Source organism: Escherichia sp. KTE172 (assembly GCF_000408845.1).
GTDB lineage: Bacteria > Pseudomonadota > Gammaproteobacteria > Enterobacterales > Enterobacteriaceae > Escherichia > Escherichia coli.
The window spans coordinates 4,286,591-4,303,095 of record NZ_KE137316.1 but is presented as its reverse complement, the minus strand read 5'-3'; the positions used below and the strand labels follow the sequence as shown (position 1 = coordinate 4,303,095).

11 protein-coding genes are annotated in these 16,505 nt (G+C 51.3%); 3 read left to right on the top strand and 8 right to left on the bottom strand.

The genetic code is table 11. From position 1 onward, the window contains the following. Window positions 1-11: 11 nt before the first annotated feature. Together tgt and queA are read right to left on the bottom strand one after the other, a co-directional pair. A complete protein-coding gene (tgt, locus tag G434_RS03965; RefSeq protein WP_000667319.1) occupies window positions 12-1,139 on the bottom strand; it encodes a tRNA guanosine(34) transglycosylase Tgt in 1,128 nt (375 codons plus the stop codon). 55 nt (window positions 1,140-1,194) lie between these two features. Then, on the bottom strand, window positions 1,195-2,265 hold the full coding sequence (queA, locus tag G434_RS03970) for a tRNA preQ1(34) S-adenosylmethionine ribosyltransferase-isomerase QueA (protein WP_001266492.1): 1,071 nt from the start codon (window positions 2,263-2,265) through the stop codon (window positions 1,195-1,197). A gap of 218 nt (window positions 2,266-2,483) precedes the next feature. Between queA and acpH the strand changes: the two genes are divergently transcribed. Beyond that, window positions 2,484-3,065: an ACP phosphodiesterase gene (acpH, locus tag G434_RS03975; RefSeq protein WP_001009885.1), complete on the top strand. Its 582-nt coding sequence runs from the start codon at window positions 2,484-2,486 to the stop codon at window positions 3,063-3,065. Window positions 3,066-3,085: 20 nt separating this feature from the next. Here the strand turns inward: acpH and G434_RS03980 are convergent, their stop codons facing one another. The 6 genes from G434_RS03980 to phoB all read right to left on the bottom strand — a co-directional run bounded on the left by G434_RS03980 (window position 3,086) and on the right by phoB (window position 11,934). Continuing rightward, window positions 3,086-4,555, bottom strand: coding sequence for a hypothetical protein (locus tag G434_RS03980; protein ID WP_000155935.1), 1,470 nt, complete (start codon window positions 4,553-4,555; stop codon window positions 3,086-3,088). A gap of 188 nt (window positions 4,556-4,743) precedes the next feature. After that, window positions 4,744-6,561 (bottom strand): maltodextrin glucosidase, encoded by a 1,818-nt coding sequence (gene malZ, locus G434_RS03985; protein WP_001305478.1) that lies wholly within the window; start codon window positions 6,559-6,561, stop codon window positions 4,744-4,746. Window positions 6,562-6,716: 155 nt separating this feature from the next. After that, window positions 6,717-8,090, bottom strand: a complete 1,374-nt coding sequence (gene proY / locus G434_RS03990; RefSeq protein WP_001295329.1) for a proline-specific permease ProY — start codon at window positions 8,088-8,090, stop codon at window positions 6,717-6,719. 75 nt (window positions 8,091-8,165) lie between these two features. Further along, window positions 8,166-9,485 (bottom strand): branched-chain amino acid transporter carrier protein BrnQ, encoded by a 1,320-nt coding sequence (brnQ, locus tag G434_RS03995; protein WP_000149639.1) that lies wholly within the window; start codon window positions 9,483-9,485, stop codon window positions 8,166-8,168. Between the two features lie 406 nt (window positions 9,486-9,891). After that, complete coding sequence (phoR, locus tag G434_RS04000) at window positions 9,892-11,187, bottom strand: phosphate regulon sensor histidine kinase PhoR (RefSeq protein ID WP_000893631.1); 1,296 nt, start codon at window positions 11,185-11,187, stop codon at window positions 9,892-9,894. 57 nt (window positions 11,188-11,244) lie between these two features. Then, window positions 11,245-11,934 (bottom strand): phosphate response regulator transcription factor PhoB, encoded by a 690-nt coding sequence (phoB, locus tag G434_RS04005; RefSeq protein WP_000113933.1) that lies wholly within the window; start codon window positions 11,932-11,934, stop codon window positions 11,245-11,247. A 189-nt stretch (window positions 11,935-12,123) separates the two neighbouring features. Here phoB and sbcD point away from each other — a divergent pair, with 189 nt between their 5' ends. Together sbcD and sbcC are read left to right on the top strand one after the other, a co-directional pair. Next, window positions 12,124-13,326 carry an exonuclease subunit SbcD gene (gene sbcD, locus G434_RS04010; RefSeq protein ID WP_016238985.1) on the top strand — a complete coding sequence of 401 codons (1,203 nt, stop codon included), beginning with the start codon at window positions 12,124-12,126 and terminating at the stop codon, window positions 13,324-13,326. Beyond that, on the top strand, window positions 13,323-16,466 hold the full coding sequence (gene sbcC, locus G434_RS04015; protein WP_000698903.1) for an exonuclease subunit SbcC: 3,144 nt from the start codon (window positions 13,323-13,325) through the stop codon (window positions 16,464-16,466). Before sbcD ends, sbcC begins: the two co-directional genes overlap by 4 nt. Window positions 16,467-16,505 lie beyond the last annotated feature (39 nt).

Genomic DNA, 16,505 nt, shown 5'->3' with positions numbered 1-16,505 from the left:
CATTATTAATATTAATCAACGTTCAAAGGTGGTACTTCTCGCCCCTGACGCTGGTAAAAATCAGTTACGAAGCTCTCTAATTTACCCTCTTCAATAGCCTTGCGTAAACCCGCCATCAAACGCTGGTAGTAACGAAGGTTATGAATGGTATTGAGTCGCGCGCCTAATATTTCGTTGCAACGGTCGAGATGATGCAAGTAAGCGCGTGAATAATTGCGACAGGTGTAGCAATCACACTCAGGATCGAGTGGGCCAGTATCGCTCTTATACTTCGCATTGCGGATTTTCACCACGCCATCGGTCACGAACAAATGACCATTTCGGGCGTTGCGGGTTGGCATTACGCAGTCAAACATATCGATACCGCGACGCACACCTTCAACCAGGTCTTCTGGTTTACCAACGCCCATCAGGTAACGCGGTTTGTCTGCCGGAATTTGCGGGCATACATGCTCCAGAATGCGGTGCATATCTGCTTTCGGCTCACCCACAGCCAGACCGCCGACAGCGTAGCCATCAAAACCGATATCTACCAGACCTTTAACAGAAATATCACGTAAATCTTCGTAAACGCTGCCCTGAATGATACCAAACAGCGCATTTTTGTTTCCGAGACTGTCAAAACGCTCACGGCTACGCTTCGCCCAACGCAGAGACATCTCCATGGAGCGTTTTGCGTAATCCCAGTCAGCAGGATACGGCGTACACTCATCAAAGATCATGACGATATCCGAACCAAGATCGTACTGAATCTCCATCGACTTTTCCGGGTCGAGGAAAATCGGGTCGCCGTTGATCGGGTTACGGAAGTGCACGCCCTGTTCGGTGATTTTACGAATATCACCAAGGCTGAAGACCTGGAAGCCGCCGGAGTCGGTAAGAATCGGGCCTTTCCACTGCATAAAATCGTGCAAATCGCCATGCAGTTTCATGATTTCCTGGCCCGGGCGCAGCCACAGGTGGAAGGTGTTACCGAGAATAATTTGTGCGCCAGTGGCTTCAACTTCTTCCGGCGTCATCCCTTTTACAGTGCCGTAGGTGCCAACAGGCATAAAACAAGGCGTTTCCACTACGCCACGATCAAAGACCAGGCGGCCACGGCGTGCGCGACCGTCGGTGGTGTCCAGTTCAAATTTCATTTTTTCTCCACTACGTCAGAAAAACAGTCCAACGTTTTAAACCAGCGCCGCGGAATTACTCCCCGACGCGCTCATTAATTGCCTGCGGATTGTACGTGATAAACATCGCATCACCGTAACTAAAAAAGCGATATTTCTCTTCTACCGCTGCTTTATAGGCGTTCATGGTGTGTTGATAACCGGCAAAGGCCGAAACCAGCATAATCAGCGTCGACTCTGGCAAGTGGAAGTTCGTCACCAGCGCATCGACCACTTTGTACTGGAAGCCCGGATAGATAAAGATTTGGGTATCGTCGAAGAACGGTTCAATGAGATCGTTTTTCGCTGCCTGAGCCGCGCTTTCCAACGAACGTACAGAAGTGGTGCCAACCGCAATCACCCGGTTACCGCGCGCTTTCGCCGCCAGTACCGCGTCTACCACATCCTGCGGCACTTCAGCGTATTCCGAGTGCATGATGTGATCTTCAATGGTGTCGACGCGCACCGGCTGGAAAGTACCCGCACCAACGTGCAACGTCACAAACGCCATCTCCACGCCTTTGGCGCGCAATTTTTCCAGCAAAGGCTCGTCAAAATGCAGACCAGCGGTCGGGGCTGCAACCGCGCCCGGTTTTTCGCTATAAACGGTTTGATAAAGTTCGCGGTCAGCGTCTTCGTCCGGACGGTCGATATACGGCGGCAGTGGCATATGGCCGATGCTGTTGAGGATATCCAGTACCGAACGATCATCATTAAATTCGACTTCAAACAGTGCGCCGTGGCGCGCGGTCATCGTTGCGTTGATACTTTCGTCATCGCCCAGCAGCAGTTCTGCGCCAGGTTTTGGCGCTTTCGAGGCGCGAATATGCGCAAGAATGCGTTTGTCGTCGAGCATCCGCTCAACCAGCACTTCAATCTTGCCGCCGCTGGCTTTACGCCCAAACAGGCGCGCCGGGATCACGCGGGTATTATTAAAAACCAGAAGATCGCCGGGGTTGAGCTTATCGAGTAAATCGGTGAAAGTACCGTGCGTCAGCGCGCCCGTCGGCCCGTCCAGCGACAGTAAACGACAGCTACTGCGTTCAGGCATGGGATAGTGGGCAATCAGGGATTCGGGCAATTCAAAGGAGAAATCGGTAACGCGCATGACACTGACTCAGACTAAAATAAGAGGCAGGTAGTCTAGTGCCGGGGCGCTCTCCCTGCAACCTTTACCCTCCTTGATGGATGACATAATCTATACACAAAATCATTCAAGATGCATCGAGATGGCAACTGAATGAGTCCCCAGGAGCTTACATTAAGTAAGTGACTGGGGTGAGTGAAGGCAGCCAACGAAGAGGCAGTTTGAAGGATGAAGTGTATATGAATTTTTTAGCTCACCTGCATCTAGCTCACCTGGCGGAAAGCTCGCTTTCCGGCAATTTGCTGGCTGATTTCGTACGCGGAAATCCTGAAGAAAGTTTTCCGCCCGACGTCGTGGCTGGCATTCATATGCATCGACGTATCGACGTATTGACTGACAATCTGCCGGAAGTCCGCGAAGCACGGGAGTGGTTTCGTAGTGAAACCCGCCGCGTTGCGCCTATTACCCTGGATGTCATGTGGGATCACTTTCTTTCCCGCCACTGGTCGCAGCTGTCGCCGGACTTTCCACTACAGGAATTTGTTTGTTATGCCCGCGAGCAAGTGATGACGATTTTGCCGGACTCACCGCCACGCTTTATCAATCTGAACAACTACTTATGGTCAGAGCAGTGGCTGGTGCGCTATCGCGATATGGATTTCATCCAGAACGTGTTAAACGGCATGGCAAGCCGTCGCCCACGTCTGGATGCCCTGCGTGACTCCTGGTACGATTTAGACGCCCATTACGATGCTCTCGAAACCCGCTTCTGGCAGTTTTATCCGCGGATGATGGCGCAGGCGTCACGCAAGGCGCTCTGAAACTTCAAACTCCGGCGTCACTATTTTTTAGCATTCGCATCCAGCGGGGCGGCATAACAACTGTAAGTAAAACATTCGCTGGAATGATTGGCGATATCTTTAAAGTTGCTTTCAGCAACCCCCTCGAACATGAGTACCGTTCTGGATAACTCTCCGTTTTCATTTATATGTGGAAAATCAAATTGGCTACTGAATCGCCATACATCTGTCTTTTCTGGCTCGCTGTTCACAGAGATACGTCGATGGAAGACCCCTCCTGAAAACGTGCGCCAGAACAATAGTTGATCAATATCTTGTAATTTCGCAGTCTTGGATGCTATTTGACGTAGTAAACCTGCATACCGTGGACTGCCATTACGAGCAACATTATGCAAATCCTGACTAAAAGCATCAAACAAACAATAGATGTGATCACTAGTGAAAAAAGGTCTTAATTTTTTTTGTTCTTCATCGCTGTAATCCAGGAGCATCTCATTGATTTCTTCCGGTGAGAATTTTAAGACAAAATTATCCTCAGGATTTGATTCTTTCTTGTTTTTTTCACTATTCTTCTCCTCAATGGTCTTCGCATTTTGTTTCGCAATTATTTCCGCTGTTTTTTTCGCATTTTCTTCCTCAGTTTTTTTCGCAATTTTTTCCGCAATTTTTTCCCGAGTTTTTGATTTTAGACTAACACCATCGATGTCAACCGGTGTTGTTTTCAGATCTCTCTGCGCGTCTTTCAAATTTGTCTTATAGAGATCGGGCACTTTATCGGCAGATAAGTATCCGGATGAAGAAATCTGGTGTGTTCGCATGGGGGGCTGTTCACAAAGCATCGAGGCTATATCGGCTCTAAACTCTTTTACATTAAAGTTATCGGCATTAACCTTCCCTGCTATAAACCCCGCATCGGCAATTTTCTTCTCTAATTGTTTTGTACGTTTAGAATAATAAGCGTTGCTATCATAAAACTTTTCAAGAAGGGCCCACTCCTCAAGTTGCCTTATGTGATTTTTCAACTGTTGATGATCTATTTTATATTCATGTGTACTAGAATCATTTTGGTTGCAGGAGTTACAGATTTTTAAGCATAATTTTCCATCATAATTATTATCTATGGTATCAGTGAAAATATAGGACACTTCAATACTCTGCCCGTTCTTATCAGTCATCTCATATGACCATTGCCCCGTTCGTTTCGCATTCTTAATGAGTTCGATGGACTCTACAGGACAACCATGAAGAATGGGCAGAATTTTTTCAGGATGCTTAATGAGTAAAATTATTATATTTACAATATTTGAAAAGAAATCTTTGCTATTTTTTATTTCATCGATTTTTTCCGCTGAAATGTTTACTAAGTTTTCATTTCCGGAAATGAAAAGCAATTTGCCATGGGGGCTTTTTTTAAATTGTTCTTCTGTTTTAGAAAAGACATCCTCTTTAAAAGGCGGCAACTCAGTACCAGTAATAAACGGTTTCAATAAATTCGAATTTGAAATTGTCATATCTTTGCTCCAATACAGGGTTATCCTGGAGCAGGTTGTACATAACCTCATGGGAAAAGAATACCAAAAATCGCTCATATCGAACGGGACAAATATTTAACAAACTCAGCCCTGACATTGAGCAGCTTTTTTTGCGCTGCGTAGTGTCAGGGCTGGTGACTAACGACGTAACAAATAAAACAGATGCTTTAGTTGATCCACACCGTAGCCGAAATGGCAGGCAAAGCCAGAATCCCGTCTGTCAGTTGCCCATGGCCTTCTTTGCGTTGCCATTGCGCGACATTAAGAAACGGTGACGCGGGGAGCACCACTTCACAGGCCTCGCCACGGTTGATTGCCACCAGTACACGTTGCTGATTCAGCACGCGGACAAATACCACCACGTTATCTTCCGCATACAGCACCTGACAGCCGCCACGACGCAGCGCCTGACTTTTCTTACGCAGCGCAATCATTCGCTGGTACAGCGCGAATAACGCCGTATCCTGCTTTTCCACCTGCCAGGGGAACGGTTTACGGCAAAACGGATCGTTTTTACCATCCAGTCCCACTTCATCACCGTAATAAATGCACGGTACACCAGGCCAGGTGAACAGCCAGACCACCGCCAGCGGCAGGCGCGCAATATCCCGACCGAGCAGCGTTTTAAATCGCGCAGTATCGTGGCTATCGAGCTGATTAAACATACGTAATTGTTGTTGATGAGAAAGCCCTGCGCGGTAATTATCCATCCAGGCCATACAGGTTTGGGCGTCAATGTGCTGCGGATCGTAAGAGATATCGGTATTGGCGAGAAATCCCCACAACGGGAAGGTAAAGCCGCGATAGTTCATGGCGGCATCTTCCACATCGGCCTGTAACCATTGCCGTGCATCGCCAAAATGTTCGCCGACAATATACGCTTCCGGCTGTGTTTCTTTCGCCGCTTCGGTGATCCCAGCAACGTGCTGCATATTATTGCGCGCCCCACCCGCCTCCCCCAGCATATGCACCACATCCAGCCGCCAGCCGTCCATACTCCACGGCGCTTTCAGCCAGTGGCGGACAATACTGTCTTCCCCGCGATAAATTTCATTCACCAGACTTTCCGACTGATAATCCAGCTTCGGCAAGCTGGCATAGCCAAGCCAGTCGAGCGCCGTGCCATCATCACTAAACGAGTACCAGTCGCGCCAGGGCGATTCGGGGTTGTGACAAGCTCCCCCCGTGCCACGATTGTGCCTGTCAAACCAGGCATGGGAATCGCCACTGTGGTTAAACACGCCATCCAGCACCAGCCGCATTCCCAGCTGCTGCGTATTGTGGCGTAAGCGCAGCAACGCCCCATCACCGCCAAACTGCGGATCGACATGGCGATAATCCTCGGTATCGTATTTATGTACGCTGGGAGCTTTAAACACCGGATTAAGATACAGCGCCGTCACGCCAAGTTTTTTCAGATACGGCAGTTTTTCGCTGATACCGTCCAGATCGCCGCCATAGAACGTTGATCCGCCCGCCTGCGCCGTGACCGGTTCATCCCAGTCACGCAATATGATCTCTTGTCCGGCTGCGTGATGGTAATAAACATGATCCTGTTCAGCTTCACGAGGAAGACTACGGGCGAAACGATCAGGGAAGATCTGATAAAAAATCTGATCCGCAGCCCATTGTGGGCCGATATCCGGTACATCGACGGCAAACTGCTCCAGTCGTGCTGGCGGCATTCGGCTGAAGCCCTGCGGTGTAAACCAACGCTGGCGATCGTGCCACAGCAATTTGAAACTATAACGCCGCCGAGGTTGCCCGCTGGAGAGATCGATCGCCGCCCGCCATGCGGTGACGCCAAGCTGCGGCTGACTGCGCTGCTTATGCATCGGTACTGACGTTTCTTCGTTGTCGTGTTCTGTACGCAGCATAATGCGCTGCGGTGGGTCTTCGCCCGTCAGCCACAGTGTAATGAGCAGTTGATCTTTGCTTTGTTTAACAAATGGGGGCACCGGCAGGTGCCATGCATTTAACATCATAATTCCCCTGTGATGAAAATCTGATCACCTTGCCATAGCCTAATGCAGGATCACTCATCATCTGAAGGATATTTGGGGGAGGAGGACGGGGGCGGATAACTTTCGGAATAGCCGGATCAGGATTTCCTCCTGAACCGGCTTACAGAACGCAAGGATTACTGGTTTTCAGCCAGCTGACGATCGTGGCGACGCTTAAACATCCAGCCAATCAACAGCACAACAATCCACGCGAAACCGACATACAGCGAGATACGCGTATCCGGGTGATAACCAATCAACCCGATAATAAAGAGCAGGAAAATCAGCCCGCCGATGGTGGTTGCTACCCCACCCGGTACTTTAAATTTCAGCGCCTTAACTTCTTCTGGCGGTAAACGGCGACGGAAGGCGATTTGCGACAGCAGGATCATAATCCACACCCACACCGTGGCGAAAGTTGCCAGCGAAGCGATCACCAGGAAGACGTTTTCCGGCATGATGTAGTTCAGATACACAGCAAACAGAAGCGCGGTAGTCATCACCAGCACCGTAACCCACGGAATACCGCGACGCGAGGTTTTGCTGAAAATTTTCGGCGCGCTGCCCTGCTCTGCCATACCGTGGAGCATACGGCCTACGCCAAATACATCACTGTTAATTGCCGACAGCGAAGCGGTCAGCACAACAAAGTTAAGAATGCTGGCGGCAAAGGTAATGCCCATATGCTGGAACGTCAGCACAAACGGGCTACCGGCAGTGCCAACCTGATTCCACGGGTAGATAGACATAATGACGAACAGCGTACCGACGTAGAACACCAGAATACGCATCGGCACGGAGTTAATCGCACGCGGTATCGATTTCTCAGGATCTTTCGCTTCACCAGCGGTAATCCCGATAATTTCGATCCCACCGTAAGCAAACATCACCATTTGCAGCGACATCACCATCCCAAGCCAACCGTTGCTGAAGAAGCCGCCGTTGCTCCACAGGTTATGAATACCGGTCGGTTGCCCGCCGTTGCCAATCCCCCAGATGATGATGCCGAAACCGGCAACAATCATGATGATAATGGTGGCGACTTTAAAGAACGAGAACCAGAATTCCAGCTCACCGAAGACCTTCACGCTCATCAGGTTTACGGCGCAAATGATCAGCACCACGCTCAGCACCCAAATCCAGTGCGGCACCGTCGGGAACCAGACACCCATATAGATACCAAAAGCGGTCACATCGGCGATGGCGACAATAAGGATTTCAAAGCAGTAGGTCCAGCCGGTAATGTAACCTGCCAGCGGGCCGAGGTTTTCCTGCGCATAACGGGAAAAAGAACTGGCTGCCGGGTTATGTACCGACATTTCCCCCAGCGCACGCATAATGATATACGCCGCGATACCACCGATAATATAGGCCAACAACACGCTCGGACCGGCCATTTTGATGGCGTCTGCCGAACCGTAAAACAACCCGGTGCCAATTGCTGAACCCAGTGCCATAAAGCGTATGTGGCGGGTACTTAGCCCACGCTTTAGCTTGTTCTTACTTTCCATCAATTCCTAACCCATCAACACAATAAAAAACCACGGGGCATCGCAGCCCCGTGGTTAAAACAAATGTTCAGTGATTTAGTGAGCGCTGGAGGTCACCTGACGACCTGCCGCGCGATCCCAGATAATGGCCAGAACCACCATCACCACTGTTGGCATTAACCACGCCAGACCTTGTTCGGCCAGCGGTAAACGCTGCGCCCAGGACGGTAAGATATCGCTGAATGCAGATGCTTTGATCCCGTCGAGAATACCAAAAAGCAGGCTGATAAACATCGGCGGAGCAATCACGCGGGACGAATTATGCCACCATGAGCGTGTAAAACTTAATACAACCAGTGCGATACACGGCGGATAAATAGCGGTCAGCACCGGTACGGAGATCTGGATCAGCTGGCTTAAGCCGAGGTTAGAAACCACCATCGAGAAGCCGCCGAGGATAAACACCAGCGTACGATAAGAGAGCGGTACGTACTGGGCAAAGAATTCTGCACAAGCACAGGTCAGGCCAACTGCCGTGACCAGGCAGGCGATGAAGATTAACGCCGCCAGCAGGAAGCTACCGCCGCCGCCAAAGGTGTGCTGAACGTAAGCATGCAGAATAGCAGCGCCGTTTGCAGACTGATCGACCAGCGACGCGCTGTCTGAACCCAGACGGAACAGTGCCAGGTACAGCAGAGTAAGACCAACACCCGCCATCAGACCAGCCCAGACGGTATAACGGGTCAGCAGACGCGCTTCAGTAACGCCACGAGAACGCGCCGCGTTAACAATAACGATACCAAACACCATCGCGCCCAGCGTATCCATGGTCAGATAGCCGTTGACGAAGCCGTTAGAAAACGCAGCGTTTTGATAAGCCTCAGTCGCCGTGCTGATAGAACCCGCCGGCCAGACAATCGCGGCAACAGACAGGATGACCAGCGCGATAATTTTCAGCGGCGCAAGGAAGTTGCCCACGGTATCCAGCAGCTTGCCCGGATAGAGCGAAACCAGAATAACGATAGCGAAATAGACCAGGCTGTAGATAAACAGCGGCAGTGCGGAATCACCCGTCAGCGGCGCAATGCCCACTTCAAAAGAAACGGTAGCTGTACGCGGCGTAGCGAAAAGCGGCCCCACCGCCAGGTAACAAACCGTTGCCAGCAGCACGCCAGCGACTTTACCGATTGGCGTGCTGAGGCTGTCAACACCGCCGCCAACTTTTGCCAGCGCCACTACCGTTAATACCGGCAGGCCAACGGCAGTAATGAGGAAGCCGAATGCCGCAGTCCAGACGTGTTCGCCTGCCTGTAAGCCGACCATTGGAGGGAAAATAATGTTACCTGCGCCGACGAACAACGCAAATGTCATAAAGCCCAGAGCGATGATATCGCGCGATCTTAATTGATGGGTCATAAATCATACTGCCTGTGGATGTGGTGTTGTAACGTTAAATTTTTGTGCCAATCCCTGGGGATGATACAGCGGTATATTTAAACAATTTTAGCGGGAAATACTCCCAACCAGGCGCGGCGAAGAATAGTTTTTCGATTTACCGCGTTAATGCAGTCAGTATGACAGCACCTGAAGCGCAATTTAAACGCTTATAACGTTTTAAAGCAAGGAGGGATCTAAAAACCAGAGGTATATAGCGATAAGAAATCGCCAACTAGTATAAAACACTATTTCCGTGAAAAAGACATGGCTAATCATGCGAACAAAAAATCGCCAACCGTTGTAAAATCTAACGCCCGTATTTTGACTGCAAAGAAAATAAGCCAGCATCGGCTGGCTTATGGCAATAAAAGATGACAAAGGCGGATTAATCGCTGTTTTTGGCAATTAAACGTTCCGGGATAACAAAACTGAAACGTGTTCCTTTTCCTACTGTACTCTCAATATTCAGGCGACTTTCGTGATGATTCACCGCATGTTTCACGATCGCTAACCCTAATCCGCTACCGCCGGTTTGCCGGGAACGCGCTTTATCAACGCGATAAAAACGCTCGGTCAGGCGCGGAATATGCTCTGGTGCAATGCCCGGTCCGTTATCTTCAACGCTAAATTCGGCACCGTGCGGCACTCGCTGCCAGCGTACGGTGATATGCGTGCCTTCCGGCGTATGATTCACGGCGTTATAGACCAGGTTCGAAATCGCACTGCGTAGCTGATCTTCGTTGCCAGACACCTTGAGGCCGTTATCTATCTCAAAGGTAAATGTCTGTTTTTTCTGACTCAGAGTCTGAGCCTCGCGCTCAACAACGCGCAGCATCATTGGCACATCAACCTTTTCATTGAGCAAATGCGTCGGTGCGGCTTCTATTTTCGACAGCGTCAGCAATTGCTTCACCAGCCCTTCCATCCGCTGGGTCTGCTCGCGCATGGTGTGCAACGCTTTTTCACGTACCGCGCCTTCCAGCGGTTGCTCATCCATCATCTCCAGGTAACCCTGTAACACGGTCAATGGCGTACGTAACTCATGGCTCACGTTGGCAAAAAAGTTACGCCGCGCCCCTTCCAGTTGATGCATTTGCGTCACATCACGCGCCACCATCAGCAACTGTTTGTGGGTATAAGGCATGACGCGAATTTCCAGATGCCGCCCGGTGTTGAGCACCAGATTGAGCGGGCGAGAAAAATCACGCGTTTTCAGATATTGCGTAAACTCCGGATAACGCAGCAGGTTAAGGATGTTCTGCCCGTTATCTTCCGGCCAGCGCAAACCAAGAATTTGTTGCGCCAGACCGTTACACCAGAAAATACCGCCCTCTTCCGTGGTCAGCACCACCGCGTCGGGCAGCGACTCCGCGCCGCTACGAAAGCGTTTAATCAGATTGCCCAGTTCGCGGCGGCGTTTTTTATTTCGCAGCTGCATCTGGTGTAATCCGTATAGCAGCGGTTCCCAGCTACCACGCCCCGGTGGCGGGGTCATACTGCGATCCACCCACAGCCACCATGAAAGGCGCAATAAATTCCAGAAATGCCAGATAAGCAGTCCTGTTACCGATGCCAGCAAAAACCAGGGCAGGTAACCAAAAAATACACCCAGGATGAAAGCCGGGAGGCAGCAAAGTAGCAGCTCCAGCACCAGCCTTTTCCACGACAGCCGTTCCAGCACGTAAGATACTCCAGTTAAGAAATCATAAGCCCTGCTCTGCGTCCGATGAGCAAGGCGTTAAAAGCGGGTTGAAAAACGATATCCTGTACCGCGCACGGTCTGCACCATGCGGTCATGCCCACCGGGCTCCAGTGCTTTACGCAGGCGACGAATGTGGACATCGACCGTGCGGTCTTCCACATACACGTTGGTTCCCCAGACGTGGTTTAACAGCTGCTCGCGGCTGTACACGCGCTCAGGATGCGTCATAAAAAAGTGCAGCAGTTTAAATTCTGTCGGCCCCATCTCCAGCGGCTCTTCGCCCGCCATCACCCGGTGGGATGTCGGGTCGAGACTTAGCCCCTGCATCTCGATCACCTCTTCCACCGCCATTGGCGAAATACGGCGCATTACCGCTTTGATTCGCGCCACCAGCTCCTTCGGCGAAAACGGCTTGGTGATATAGTCATCCGCACCGGTTTCAAGGCCGCGCACGCGATCTTCTTCTTCCCCTCTGGCGGTCAACATCACCACTGGAATATCCCGGGTCATCGACTCGCGCTTGAGGTGTTTGATGAACTGGATACCGGAGCCGCCAGGTAACATCCAGTCAAGGAGAATTAAATCCGGCCAGGGTTCATTCAGTTGATTCACAGCACTGTCATAATCTTCCGCTTCGACCGGCTGAAAGCCATTTTGTTCGAGCACGAAGCAGACCATTTCGCGAATTGGTGCTTCATCTTCTACGACCAGAATACGTCTCGCCATGATTTGCCCTGTTGTAATAAATAGGTTGCGATCATTAATGCGACGTCATTATGCGTCAGATTTATGACAGATTTATGAAAAGCTCGTCGCACATATCTTCAGGTTATTGATTTCCGTGGCGCAGAAAAAAGCAAATGGCACATCTGTTTGGGTATAATCGCGCCCATGCTTTTTCGCCAGGGAACCGTTATGCGCATCCTTCACACCTCAGACTGGCATCTCGGCCAGAACTTCTACAGTAAAAGCCGCGAAGCTGAACATCAGGCTTTTCTTGACTGGCTGCTGGAGACAGCACAAACCCATCAGGTGGATGCGATTATTGTTGCCGGTGATGTTTTCGATACCGGCTCGCCCCCCAGTTACGCCCGCACGTTATACAACCGTTTTGTTGTCAATTTACAGCAAACTGGCTGTCATCTGGTGGTACTGGCAGGAAACCATGACTCGGTCGCCACGCTGAATGAATCGCGCGATATCATGGCGTTCCTCAATACGACCGTGGTCGCCAGCGCCGGACATGCGCCGCAAATCTTGCCTCGTCGCGACGGGACGCCAGGCGCAGTGCTGTGCCCTATTCCGTTTTTACGTCCGCGTGACATTATTACCAGCCAGGAGGGGCTTAACGGTATTGAAAAACAGCAGCATTTGCTGGCGGCTATTACTGATTATTATCAACAACATTATGCCGATGCCTGCAAACTGCGCGGCGATCAGCCTCTGCCCATCATCGCCACGGGACATTTAACGACCGTGGGTGCCAGTAAAAGTGACGCCGTGCGTGACATTTATATTGGCACGCTGGACGCGTTTCCGGCACAAAACTTTCCACCAGCCGACTACATCGCGCTCGGGCATATTCACCGCGCGCAGATTATTGGCGGCATGGAACATGTTCGCTATTGCGGTTCCCCCATACCACTGAGTTTTGATGAATGCGGTAAGAGTAAATATGTCCATCTGGTGACATTTTCAAACGGCAAATTAGAGAGCGTGGAAAACCTGAACGTACCGGTAACGCAACCCATGGCGGTGCTGAAAGGCGATCTGGCGTCGATTACCGAACAGCTGGAACAGTGGCGCGATGTATCACAGGAGCCACCTGTCTGGCTGGATATCGAAATCACTACTGATGAGTATCTGCATGATATTCAGCGCAAAATCCAGGCATTAACCGAATCATTGCCTGTCGAAGTATTGCTGGTACGCCGGAGTCGTGAACAGCGCGAGCGAGTGTTAGCCAGCCAACAGCGTGAAACCCTCAGCGAACTCAGCGTCGAAGAGGTGTTCAATCGCCGTCTGGCACTGGAAGAACTGGATGAATCGCAGCAGCAACGTCTGCAGCATCTTTTCACCACGACGTTGCATACCCTCGCCGGAGAACACGAAGCATGAAAATTCTCAGCCTGCGCCTGAAAAACCTGAACTCATTAAAAGGCGAATGGAAGATTGATTTCACCCGCGAGCCGTTCGCCAGCAACGGGCTGTTTGCCATTACCGGCCCAACCGGTGCGGGGAAAACCACCCTGCTGGACGCCATTTGTCTGGCGCTGTATCACGAAACTCCGCGCCTTTCTAACGTTTCACAATCGCAAAATGATCTCATGACCCGCGATACCGCCGAATGTCTGGCGGAAGTGGAGTTTGAAGTCAAAGGTGAAGCGTACCGTGCATTCTGGAGCCAGAATCGGGCGCGTAACCAGCCGGACGGTAATTTGCAGGTGCCACGCGTTGAGCTGGCGCGCTGTGCCGATGGCAAAATTCTCGCCGACAAAGTGAAAGATAAGCTGGAACTGACGGCGACGTTAACCGGACTGGATTACGGGCGCTTCACCCGTTCGATGCTGCTTTCGCAGGGGCAATTTGCTGCCTTCCTGAATGCCAAACCCAAAGAACGCGCGGAATTGCTCGAGGAGTTAACCGGCACTGAAATCTACGGGCAAATCTCGGCGATGGTTTTTGAGCAGCACAAATCGGCCCGCACAGAGCTGGAGAAGCTGCAAGCGCAGGCCAGCGGCGTCGCGTTGCTCACGCCAGAACAAGTGCAATCGCTGACAGCGAGTTTGCAGGTACTTACTGACGAAGAAAAACAGTTACTTACCGCGCAGCAGCAAGAACAACAATCACTAAACTGGTTAACGCGTCTGGACGAATTGCAGCAAGAAGCCAGCCGCCGTCAACAGGCCTTGCAACAGGCGTTAGCCGAAGAAGAAAAAGCGCAACCTCAACTGGCGGCGCTCAGTCTGGCACAACCGGCACGAAATCTTCGTCCGCACTGGGAACGCATCGCAGAACACAGCGCGGCGCTGGCGCATACTCGCCAGCAGATTGAAGAAGTAAATACTCGCTTACAGAGCACAATGGCGCTTCGCGCGAGCATTCGCCACCACGCGGCGAAGCAGTCAGCAGAATTACAGCAGCAGCAACAAAGCCTGAATACCTGGTTACAGGAACACGACCGCTTCCGTCAGTGGAACAACGAACTGGCGGGTTGGCGTGCGCAGTTCTCCCAACAAACCAGCGATCGCGAGCATCTGCGGCAATGGCAGCAACAGTTAACCCATGCAGAGCAAAAACTTAATGCGCTTGCGGCGATCACGTTGACGTTAACCGCCGATGAAGTTGCTAGCGCCCTGGCGCAACATGCTGAGCAACGCCCACTGCGTCAGCGCCTGGTCGCGCTGCATGGACAGATTGTTCCCCAACAAAAACGCCTGGCGCAATTACAGGTCACTATCCAGAATGTCACGCAAGAACAGACGCAACGTAACGCCGCACTTAACGAAATGCGCCAGCGTTATAAAGAAAAGACGCAGCAACTTGCCGATGTGAAAACCATTTGCGAGCAGGAAGCGCGCATCAAAACGCTGGAAGCTCAACGTGCACAGTTACAGGCGGGTCAGCCTTGTCCACTTTGTGGTTCCACCAGCCACCCGGCGGTCGAGGCGTATCAGGCGCTGGAGCCTGGCGTTAATCAGTCTCGATTACTGGCGCTGGAAAACGAAGTTAAAAAGCTCGGTGAAGAAGGTGCGACGCTACGTGGGCAACTGGACGCCTTAACAAAGCAACTTCAGCGTGATGAAAACGAAGCGCAAAGCCTCCGACAAGATGAGCAAGCACTTACTCAACAATGGCAAGCCGTCACGGCCAGCCTCAATATCACCTTGCAGCCACAGGACGATATTCAACCGTGGCTGGATGCACAAGATGAGCACGAACGCCAGCTGCGGTTACTCAGCCAACGGCATGAATTACAAGGGCAGATTGCCGCGCATAATCAGCAAATTATCCAGTATCAACAGCAAATTGAACAACGCCAGCAGCAGCTCTTAACGGCATTGGCGGGTTATGCGCTGACATTGCCACAGGAAGATGAAGAAGAGAGCTGGTTGGCGACGCGTCAGCAAGAAGCGCAGAGCTGGCAGCATCGCCAGAACGAATTAACCGCGCTGCAAAACTGTATTCAGCAACTGACGCCGATTCTGGAAACGTTGCCGCAAAGTGATGAACTCCCGCACAGCGAAGAAACTGTAGCGCTGGAAAACTGGCGGCAAGTTCACGAACAATGCCTCGCGTTGCAAAGCCAGCAGCAAACGTTGCAGCAACAGGAGGCTCTGGCAGCGCAAAGTCTGCAAAAAGCCCAGGCGCAGTTTGACACCGCGCTACAGGACAGCATTTTTGACGATCAGCAGGCATTTCTTGCGGCGTTAATGGATGAGCAGACGCTAACGCAGCTGGAACAGCTGAAACAGAATCTGGAAAACCAGCGTCGTCAGGCGCAAGCGTTGGCCATTCAGACAGCAGAAACGCTGACACAGCATCAGCAACACCGACCTGGCGGGTTGGCTCTCACTGTAACGGTGGAGCAGATTCAGCAAGAGTTAGCGCAAACTCAGCAAAAGTTGCGTGAAAACACCACCAGTCAGGGCGAGATTCGCCAGCAGCTGAAGCAGGATGCAGATAACCGTCAGCAACAACAAACCTTACTGCAGCAAATTGCTCAAATGACGCAGCAGGTTGAGGACTGGGGATATCTGAATTCGCTAATAGGTTCCAAAGAGGGCGATAAATTCCGCAAGTTTGCCCAGGGGCTGACGCTGGATAATTTAGTCCATCTCGCTAATCAGCAACTTACCCGGCTGCACGGGCGCTATCTGTTACAGCGCAAAGCCAGCGAGGCGCTGGAAGTCGAGGTTGTTGATACCTGGCAGGCAGATGCGGTACGCGACACCCGTACCCTTTCTGGCGGCGAAAGTTTCCTCGTCAGTCTGGCGCTGGCGCTGGCGCTTTCGGATCTGGTCAGCCATAAAACGCGTATTGACTCGCTGTTCCTTGATGAAGGTTTTGGCACACTGGATAGTGAAACGCTGGATACCGCCCTTGATGCGCTGGATGCCCTGAATGCCAGCGGCAAAACCATCGGTGTGATTAGCCACGTTGAAGCGATGAAAGAGCGTATTCCGGTGCAGATCAAAGTGAAGAAGATCAATGGACTGGGCTACAGCAAACTGGAAAGTGTGTTTGCAGTGAAATAACTATTCAGCAGGATAATGAATACAGAGGGGCGAATTATC